The 9,351-nt window shown below is 44.7% G+C and carries 6 protein-coding genes; 3 read left to right on the top strand and 3 right to left on the bottom strand.

Features of this window, described 5'->3' with window-relative positions:
- Positions 1-377 precede the first annotated feature (377 nt).
- From QNJ26_21705 to QNJ26_21695, 3 genes are all read right to left on the bottom strand, one after another.
- On the bottom strand, positions 378-2,159 hold the full coding sequence (locus QNJ26_21705; protein MDJ0988169.1) for an ankyrin repeat domain-containing protein: 1,782 nt from the start codon (positions 2,157-2,159) through the stop codon (positions 378-380).
- Positions 2,160-2,608: 449 nt separating this feature from the next.
- A complete protein-coding gene (locus tag QNJ26_21700) occupies positions 2,609-3,637 on the bottom strand; it encodes a proline dehydrogenase family protein (GenBank protein ID MDJ0988168.1) in 1,029 nt (342 codons plus the stop codon).
- A gap of 583 nt (positions 3,638-4,220) precedes the next feature.
- Positions 4,221-5,222 (bottom strand): TIGR00341 family protein, encoded by a 1,002-nt coding sequence (locus QNJ26_21695; protein MDJ0988167.1) that lies wholly within the window; start codon positions 5,220-5,222, stop codon positions 4,221-4,223.
- 255 nt (positions 5,223-5,477) lie between these two features.
- Here QNJ26_21695 and QNJ26_21690 point away from each other — a divergent pair, with 255 nt between their 5' ends.
- The 3 genes from QNJ26_21690 to QNJ26_21680 all read left to right on the top strand — a co-directional run.
- Positions 5,478-6,113, top strand: a complete 636-nt coding sequence (locus QNJ26_21690; GenBank protein MDJ0988166.1) for a TetR/AcrR family transcriptional regulator — start codon at positions 5,478-5,480, stop codon at positions 6,111-6,113.
- Positions 6,114-6,149: 36 nt separating this feature from the next.
- Positions 6,150-8,615 carry an MMPL family transporter gene (locus QNJ26_21685; GenBank protein ID MDJ0988165.1) on the top strand — a complete coding sequence of 822 codons (2,466 nt, stop codon included), beginning with the start codon at positions 6,150-6,152 and terminating at the stop codon, positions 8,613-8,615.
- The coding region (locus QNJ26_21680; GenBank protein ID MDJ0988164.1) for a serine hydrolase domain-containing protein at positions 8,612-9,351 on the top strand (740 nt) is incomplete at its 3' end. The genes QNJ26_21685 and QNJ26_21680, both read left to right, overlap by 4 nt.

Raw genomic sequence — 9,351 nt, 5'->3', positions numbered from 1 at the left:
GTATAAATTGTCGGCTAAAGTTTAAATAGAAACCGTCTTTAACCTTCTTGGTGAGCATGGAAATTTAGGTTTGAAAAAGTTGATCAGCAACCGAATCTGGCTGATAGGAAGAATAGATAGTGAAAACGAACTTTAGAAAGGAATTTGAACATCAGAAGGCGCTCAACACATACTCAATATTTGAAACAGGTCTTTATTGTCAAGCGTTAAGTTGGGTTGTGATATATTGAAACCCAAATATCGCATTTTTTCATATATCAAACGCATATCACAATAATTTTGGATTTCTGATAGTTGTGTGTTGTTGGAGTAATCACAGGTTTGAGTATTGCAAATAAGGCAGTGTTATATAATATCAAATGTCAAATTTTCGTTACTTATTTTTTCCTAACAAACAAAAATTCACCACCTTCGTGGCCAGCTTTGCGAATATCGGAATATTCTGGTGTTTGGTCGGAGTTGAGCATCACAGGGCGACGCAACTTGTTGAAGAGCTGCGCGCCATCCATAATGTCATTGTTTTCTTTGAGAGCATTTAAAAAAGCTGTTGCAAATACAGAGTGTAACCCATCTCCACCAGTGTCGATCACTGGCTCCAAACCTCCGGAGGATATGACACAGCGGGCCCTTTTGGTTGAAAGACGTGTGAGGTATCCGGGTGTTTTGTTAACAATATGAACACCTCTAGCTAATTTTCCAGAATAACAGCTGTCAGCAACAATGAGTACGTGTTTGGCTTTTAAAGCTCTGAGGTTGGAAGTGATAGAGGAGTTTGAGATCCATGCTAGCATATTATCCTTTCGCGCATCAATAGGTAGCCAATAGCCCTCATCGGCTTCCTCATCCATCCAACCATGTCCGGCATAGTAAATTAGTAAATTGTCTAGCTTGTTGAGATTCCATCTCAAATTGCTTAACGCCAGCAAGATATCAGAGCGGTTGGCATCTAAAAGCAACTTAACTTTAAATCCATATTGGCTCTTAAGAACTTCAGCGACTTCTTTGGCATCGTTTTTTGCTGATTTTAATCTGGGAAGATATTTGTAATTGTTATTTCCAATAACCAGAGCAGAATATTTGCCAAAATCCATACCCAAATAAGAATGAGGCTTAGTTTCTATAAATTCCTTCTGGGGTGCTTTTTTAATTGAAGTTTCGGCAACAGTTTTTCTTGGTTTCGATAGTGGAACCAGTTTTTCTGAAGACTCAAGTAAAGTAACAATATCCTGATATTCACGTTTTATAGCTAAATCTAATGCTTTATCACCTTCATTGTTTTTTAGATTAATATCAGCTCCTTGCGATATCAGATACTTTACGACTTCTAAATGACCATTGCTGACAGCGATATGAAGGGGTGTACATCCTAAAGTTAACACCACCCAAGCCCTATGAAGATAGAAGGCGGCTTTTGCATCAATTTCAGAACCGTTTAATATGAGATATTTTACTATTTCTAAATTACCATCATCTGCTGCATAATGAAGAGAAGACCTGTTATAATTATCTTTTGCATTAACGTCAGCGCCACTTAATATCAGATGTTTTAATAATTCTATATTCCTATAGATCACCGTATAGTGAAGAGAACATTTTCCGTCGCCATCTCCTGCATTCACCTCAGCGCCTTTTGCAATCAAATATTTTGATATTTCAACCTTATTACCAATTACAGCATAATGAAGAGGAGTATTATCTGTAATGTCTTTTATATTAATTTCTGCTCCTTGGGAAATTAGATATTTAACAGTCTCCATCTGCCCATTAGAAATCGCAGCGTTCAATGGAGTCTTGCCACTTGTATCTTTAATATTAATCTCAGCACCATGGGAAACAAGTTGAATAATGATTTCTAAATTATTTTTATCTACAGCAGTTTGAAGAGGCGTTTCCCCATAATTATCTCTAATATTAACATCAGCACCTTTAGATATTAGAAATTTGACGATATCTTCATTGCCTGCATGAACCGCTACGAGAAGAAAAGAATTGCCGTTACTGTCCTTTTCGTTAATTCTACTCGGATTTTCAGTGACTATATTTTTTACATCTAATATATCTAAATCGCTGAACAGGACTGCCTTTTTTTCAGTGCTGGCACATGCATTTAGAAGAATAAAAAAAATCAGATGCCCTAAAATTATGAACCTGATTTTCATGACATGCTCCCTATTTGTATTTAACAAAAGGTTTCCGAACCACAATTTACCAAAACCTGTTTTGTTTAAAAGGTCAGCTTTTCAATACTTAATTCGCACCCCCCCTATATAAGGTCTCGGACTAAAGTATTCATTTAGTTGGAATTTTGGATAGCGAAAAAGTCAGGCCAAAAAGAGGATTCGATTCTGAATATTTAGATCCGCTGCAGGTCAGTTGGAATAGAAGAATCTGGAACAATTCGGATGTATTTATAGTCAAATCAATCAAATTTAGTCAATAATAATTGAGTGTATTAAAACTGGTGATTGAGAATACATGAACTTTGCCGATTTTACAGATACATATCGAATATAGCTAGGTTTTTAGGGGGTTAGAATTTACAGATTTGTAGGAACAAATTGTAACATTTTATTAAATTGCAGGCTTTCAAAAGTTTGATTACCATCAACTATTTTGCGGCTTTTCTCCGATTTCGTTCTTTAATGATAATTTCTAGCTCTTTACTCATTTGACCTGCAATTGCTGTATTTTCTTCTGCCCGTCTGGCCAAATAGGGTAATGTTGATTCAACCGGACCGTAAGGAAGGTACTTACTGACATTATATCCGGCATTTGCAAGGTTGAAGCTAATATTATCGCTCATACCATACAGCTGCGAAAAATAAATGTGAGGGTGGTTGTTTGGCAGTTGCTTTTCTGCCATGAGCTTTAGCAGCAATCTGCAGCTGGCTTCATTGTGGGTGCCCACACAAATTTCTACCTCGTCAATATTATCAATAAAGATTTCCACGGCTTTATCGTATTCTCTGTCTGTATCCTTCTTGGTAGCGTTGATGGGGGATCTATATCCATAACGCTTGGCGCGTTCTCGCTCTTTTTCAATGTAGGCACCGCGAACAATTTTTATGCCGAGCTTATAGCCTCCGGTCCGGGCCCGTCTGATTAACTCGAGGAAATAGTCATTGCGGTCCCATCGATACAGCTGAAGGGTGGTAAAGACGATTGCTTTGTTCTTGTTGTACCTGGACATCATCTCCTCGGTGAGGTCGTCTACGGCTTGCTGTATCCAGCTCTCCTCTGCATCGATATAAATCGGTTTGTCCGCGTTAAAAGACGCTTCACAAATAGTCTCAAACCTATTTCTAACCTTGTCCCACTCGCTTTGGTCTTCCATCGTCAGCGCCTCGTTAGCAGAAACTTTTTGATATAATTCGAAAGGACCAATGGCCGACATTTTCATGCATGTGCAGGGAATGTCAGGGTTCGTTTTAGATTTTTCTATAATTTTTAACAGCTCTTTTTTAGTGGCTTCAAAACCGGTCTCGTCTTCGGTCCCTTCAACAGAATAATCTAGGATAGTACCAATTCCCGACTGGCCCAATTTTCTAACCACGGTCGTGTATTCACTTTCGTTCTCACCGCCACAAAACTGTTTAAATACGGTAGATTTGATAATGGATTTGACAGGCAACCCCATCGACAAGGTGAGTTTTGCAGCCTGTGACAGAAATTTTACCAGAAAGGGGCTTTTCGTCAGCTTAAAGATAAAATAGGATAGAAATAAATCCTTGTCCGATTTATTTTGAAACGCGATGGATGTGTCGTCAAAAGAAACGAATAGGTGTTTGTTATTGGGTTCATGAGTATCCTTCACGATAGCCTCCTATTTCTATAAGCATCGGTAGGTTACAATTAACTGAATTGTTTGGATTAGATATGATTAAAAACCTACCTCATTAAAGGGAGAGCAAGCAACCTTCAATTCAGATCGGCAACGGTATACACAACGAAATTATCCAATAGTTCAGATTTAATATTCACGAAACGCCCCTATGCCATACTTGCAATAATTCCCGAAGTATCTGATTGTAGATTGCACCTGATAGTGTTCAATATTTTGCCGATATCAAAATTGCAGACTATGTGCCTGAATTCACCATATCAGCTTTGGTTATATTTCATTTGCCAACCCGTCATAGATCATAAAAAATGGGGCCCCAACCCGGGCTCCATTTTTTTGCTAAAACCGATTTCTGAATTCTACATTTTCTTAAACCGCTTCAAGCCGGGGTAAATTTTATTAAAAGCATCAATATCAACAGCAAAAATAACCAGAGGGCAATCGCTATACGGGTCTGCTTTTTGGCCCGCTCAGCCTTCCACCAGCTGTTGGGCCGGATCCCCTGGAACAAAAACATAACCACCGCTGAAATATTCAAACAGACGATATTGGTGGCCAGTATCAGAAAGGCATTGATGCTTTCAGCATAAAAGCCGCCGCCAAGAAGAAGACCGAATACCACTAGCGGCGGCAGCAATGCGACCGCCACCATCACCCCGATCAGCGAGGCTGATACGCCGGCCGTTAAAGACAGCGCACCCGCTGCCCCGGATGCCGAGGCCAGCACAATGTCCGAATAGCTGACCTGCAATCGTGAGACGATTTCCGGATGATTCAGCTCCACGGTGGCAAACCAGCCGATGAATACGGCAATAAGAAGGGCGAATCCCGATCCGGAAATATTGGTCAGCAATGACTTCTTAGCCAGCTTGGGGTCACCCAGCGTGGCCGCAAAAGCCATTCCCATATTGGGCCCCAGCAGCGGTGCCAGCACCATGGCCCCGATAATAATCGCCACGTTGCCCCGCAAAAGCCCGATGGCGGCCACACAGGACGCCAAAAACACCATCAGATAAAAGGTACGGCTGCCTGAAGCGATGCTTTTAATATCCTCGTAGAGCTCCTCGCGATATATCCGCTTGGAACCTATTTTGGTGGGGATTTTGGTCTTGCTTTTTTTTGAGTCCTCATCTTCTTCTAAACGGGGGATAACGGCTTCCACCGCCACAACGATAATACGAAATCCCGGCATTTGTCCGTAGCGTTTCTGCAAAAAATCAAAAACCGGCTCGGCGTTTTCAGCTTCAAGCAGCAGCTTCAATTCCCCACCGCCATCTTCACACGTCTCATATGAATCGATAATCGTAAATTGGCTCTTGACCTCTTCAAGCAGCGTGCTGCTTTTTTCCGGAAGAAAAACCTCTGCCAGTCGTAAAGCCATGAAAAGGCCTCCTAAAAATCATCGCGAACGTTGAACACCCATCCAGCTATGGATCAGATGTCTTCATGATCGCAGTTGCAATTGTCTTCTGACATAATGCATATGCAAACGGGTTATATTTTGCAACGGGCATCTGCTGAAATGCATCAAATCGTGTCTCAAATTCAAATTAAAAGCCGCTTGACAAGTCAAACGCCACATTATATAAAGACCTTTATATAAAGTATCTTATTTTATAACCTATAAGTGATCACTATGCCAAGAAAAACACAATTTACCAAAGAAGACGTTGTCACAGCCGCTTTTGAGCTGGTCAGGGAAAAAGGGTTGCCAGGGTTGTCCGCGCCGGCGGTTGCCGCAAAAATGGGCTGCTCCACCATGCCCATTTATTCCCATTTTAAAAACATGCAGGCCCTCGAAGATGCGGTCATCCAAAAAGCGTGGCGCGGGGTGATGCAATACCAGACCCAAAACTACACCGGTGATGTCTGGGTTGATCAGGCTGTTGGATGGGTCCGGTTTTCCAGAGATGAGGCCAATCTATTTCATTCTATGCTCAACAACAACAACCGAAAACTGCAATATCAAATGCAGGTCCAGCATTGGGAATACCTTGCGGGGCTTCTCGAAGGTTATGATGGTTTTAAAGACCTGGATAATTTTTTGAGTCAACGGGTCCGCTCGGCGCATGCAAAACTGACCCACGGTCTGGCCATGGCGCCGCGCATCGGCCCGGAAAAAATGATTGTTGAAGAAGACGAAATTCTTTTCAGGTATCTGACCAGCGCCACTCAGGCATTGTTGCTTGGCTATAAAGCACTCCCTCCCATGGACGAATCGTACAAGCAGTATGTGTTGGACAGGATAAAAAATTTCAAGGATGACAACTAGCAATTAAATCCCTTTAAAGTATATTGGGTGACACCGATGGTTGATTATAAGCGCAAGATAGAAAAAGGGTTTCAATATTTGGGCATCAGTGTCATTCGCTACCGTTGGGCTATTTTGCTGATGACAGTAGTGGTGGCTGGCTTGGCTGCGACTCAGCTTCCTAAACTCAGTATCGCCACTTCTGTCGAAAGCATGTTCAAGCGCCGCGATCAGATAGTTACCGATTACCAGCGGTTTCGCAGTCAATTCGGACGTGACGAAGAAATTGTGCTGCTGATCTCCTCCTCCGACATCTTTAGCCTTGAATTCCTAACCACACTCAAACAATTTCATCATGATCTGGAGAATTCACTACCGCTGTTAAAAGAGGTCCGTTCGCTGGCCAATGCGCCTTATATCGAGCCAATTGATAGCGGTGTGCGTGTGAGCAGTTTTCTCACCAAGCTGCCGCGGACAGAGGCAGAGGCGCAGCAGTACCGACAGCGTGGCCATCCCTATCCAGGATACCGGAATCTGTATTTTACCCCGGATGGCAAGCATGCCAGAGTTGTTATCAAAACGCAGGCGGTATCGGCGTTGACGGCCGATGGCCTGCGATTGCGGGGTTATGCCCGTGGGGTCCGCGGGGCAACAAAACCGCCTCCGCCTGCAGAACAGCAATCGATATCGCAGGTAGAGAATATCGCCGTCATCGGCATCGTTGATGCCGTCATCAAGCAGTACCAGGCGCCGGACTTCAGCATTGCCGTCAGCGGGACGCCGGTCTACCAGTATCATGTCGAGCCGATGGTCCGTGCTAACATGAAAAAAATGTGCATTGCGATTTTGCTCATCCCGGTTCTGTTCATGCCGATTGTGTTTGGTCGCGGCACGGGTGCTTATCTGCCCCAGGTGACGGCCATTTTAGGCCTGATGGTTGCTTTAGCGTTGATGGTGTTGTTCTCGGTTCGCCTCAGCCTGACCTCGTCTATGTTGCCTTCCATCCTGTTGTCCATTGGCCTGACTGCTCCAATTCATTTCCTGGTGGTCTATTACAAGTACCAAAAGCGGGTCGGGAAATTCCGGGGCATTATCGCCACGATGAAGCATTCCGGTTTTCCGATCACCATGACCAGTTTCACAACAGCGGCGGGATTGCTGTCATTTTCCTTCTCGGATATCGTACCGATAGCCCATTTAGTGAATTTCACAATCGTTGGAATTCTCATCATCCTGGTATTTACGCTCGTTACCCTGCCGGCACTCCTCTCCATAATGCAGGTGGTTGCGGGGGTCAAAAAGGGTGAAGCCAATTATGAGGCTTCCATTTTCAACCGAACCTTGTTGGCGTTAGGTCGCCTCGGGGTTACCCGGCCGTACCTCGTTTTGATTCTGTTCCTGACGGGTATCCTTGCAGTGGGATTCAGCATCCCCCGGCTTCATTTTTCACACAACCCGCTGCATTATTTCACTGAAGATTCCGATTTCATGCGGCAGGTTCGCCTAATTGAAGCCCGGACCGGTGGATTTCGGGCGCTGGAAATACTGATCGACACACAGCAGGAGCGGGGAATCATCGACCCCGGCCTGCTCAAGGCCATTGAGCAGTTGGATACTTATCTGAAATCGCAAACAGATATTCAGGGGCGCGCTTATGTTGGCAGAACCCGATCTATCGTCGATCTCTTCACAGAAATTTCCTGTGCAACATCAGGACAGGATCAGACCAATTGCCTGATTCCTGAAGAAGAACCGGTCCTGGCAGAGCAATTTGATCACATCAAACGCATTGCCCCTGATGCGTTACGAAAATACACGGATGAGGATTTGCGCATCGGTCGGTTGACCGCCATGATGTACTGGCGGGATGCTGCCCATGATGTTGATTTCATCGCACGGGTGCGGCAAAAGGCAGCAACTTTGTTCGGCTCCGGTGTCAACTTGGCGGTAACCGGCGTTGCGGCCATCAATTCCGGAATCATTAATACGATGATGAAAAGCCTGGCCATCGGTTACAGCACGGGATTCCTGCTGATTACGGCATTAATGATCGTGGCCGTTGGAGATGTGCGCATGGGGCTGTTAGCCATGATTCCCAATCTGTTGCCGATTGTCATTGCGCTGGGCGTTATGGGATATCTGAACATCCCCTTGAATACCTACAACCTGATTGGCGGCAGTATCCTCATCGGAGTGGCTGTAGATGACACCATCCATTTTTTTCATAATTTCCGCAGGTACTACCTGAAATCCGGCGATATCAACTTTGCTGTGAGCGAGACGTTAAGATCAGCAGGCCGCGCCCTGCTGGCAACGACACTGATTCTGGTTGCCAGTTTCTGGATGCGGCTGTTCAGTGACCTGAAAGTGGTCGCGGATTTCGGATTGGTGCTGGGCATTGCGTTACTGGCGGCCTTTCTGGCCGATGTATTGCTCGCGCCAGCCCTTTTGCGGGTCTTTTATGGAGCTGGGCAGATGGATTCTGTCAAACGATTTGATGTTCAGAAGGCGCAGAACATATGATACTTAAAAAACGCATCCTCAAACATATGGTTCTTTACCTGGTCTGTCTTGCAGTCTCAACAGCGGCATTTTACGCTTTCATTGTTGTTTATGCTCAAAAGACATTTTATTTGAGCGATAAACAATGGCATCCGGCGGAAGCGGAATCGCAGGGCATCGACCCGAACCTTTTAAACAAAGCATTTAACTATGTTGACACGCGGCTACCCACTGCTCGAAGCCTGTTGCTGCTTCGCAACGGCAAGACGGTCGCCGAAAAATACTATTGGCTCGGTGGCCCCAAGGAGACAGATTACCTGCATTCCCTGAATCTGCCGCTCCTGCAGATATTGATCGGTATCGCCATTGATCAACAATTGATCCAGGGCCCGCAGCAACCACTAGCTGCTTTTTTCCAAAAACATCTGACGCAAAACCTACCGGATGGTACAGCATCGATGACGTTAAGCCGCCTGCTAAGGTCACAGGCACCACTGCTTTGGGGAGCCGGAAGCCCGGATTATTGGGATTTGTTTTACGCAGAAGATAAAATTGAGGCCAGTCTGCGACTCATTTCCCGGCAACAGACAAATATCCAACCGGCGACAAACTTTGCCGCAGCGTATTTGTTGAGCCAGGTGATTGAACAGGTATCCGGCCAGAGCGTATTCAATTTTGCTGACCGTTATCTGTTCCAACCTCTGGGCATAACAACCTACGCAGCCGACGATGGCGACCTGCCACGCGATCCAATGGT

It is taken from the genome of Desulfobacterales bacterium (assembly GCA_030066985.1).
Classification (GTDB): Bacteria; Desulfobacterota; Desulfobacteria; order Desulfobacterales; family JAHEIW01; genus JAHEIW01.
The sequence above is the reverse complement of the archived record's forward strand: the minus strand, read 5'-3'. Positions and strand labels throughout refer to the sequence as shown.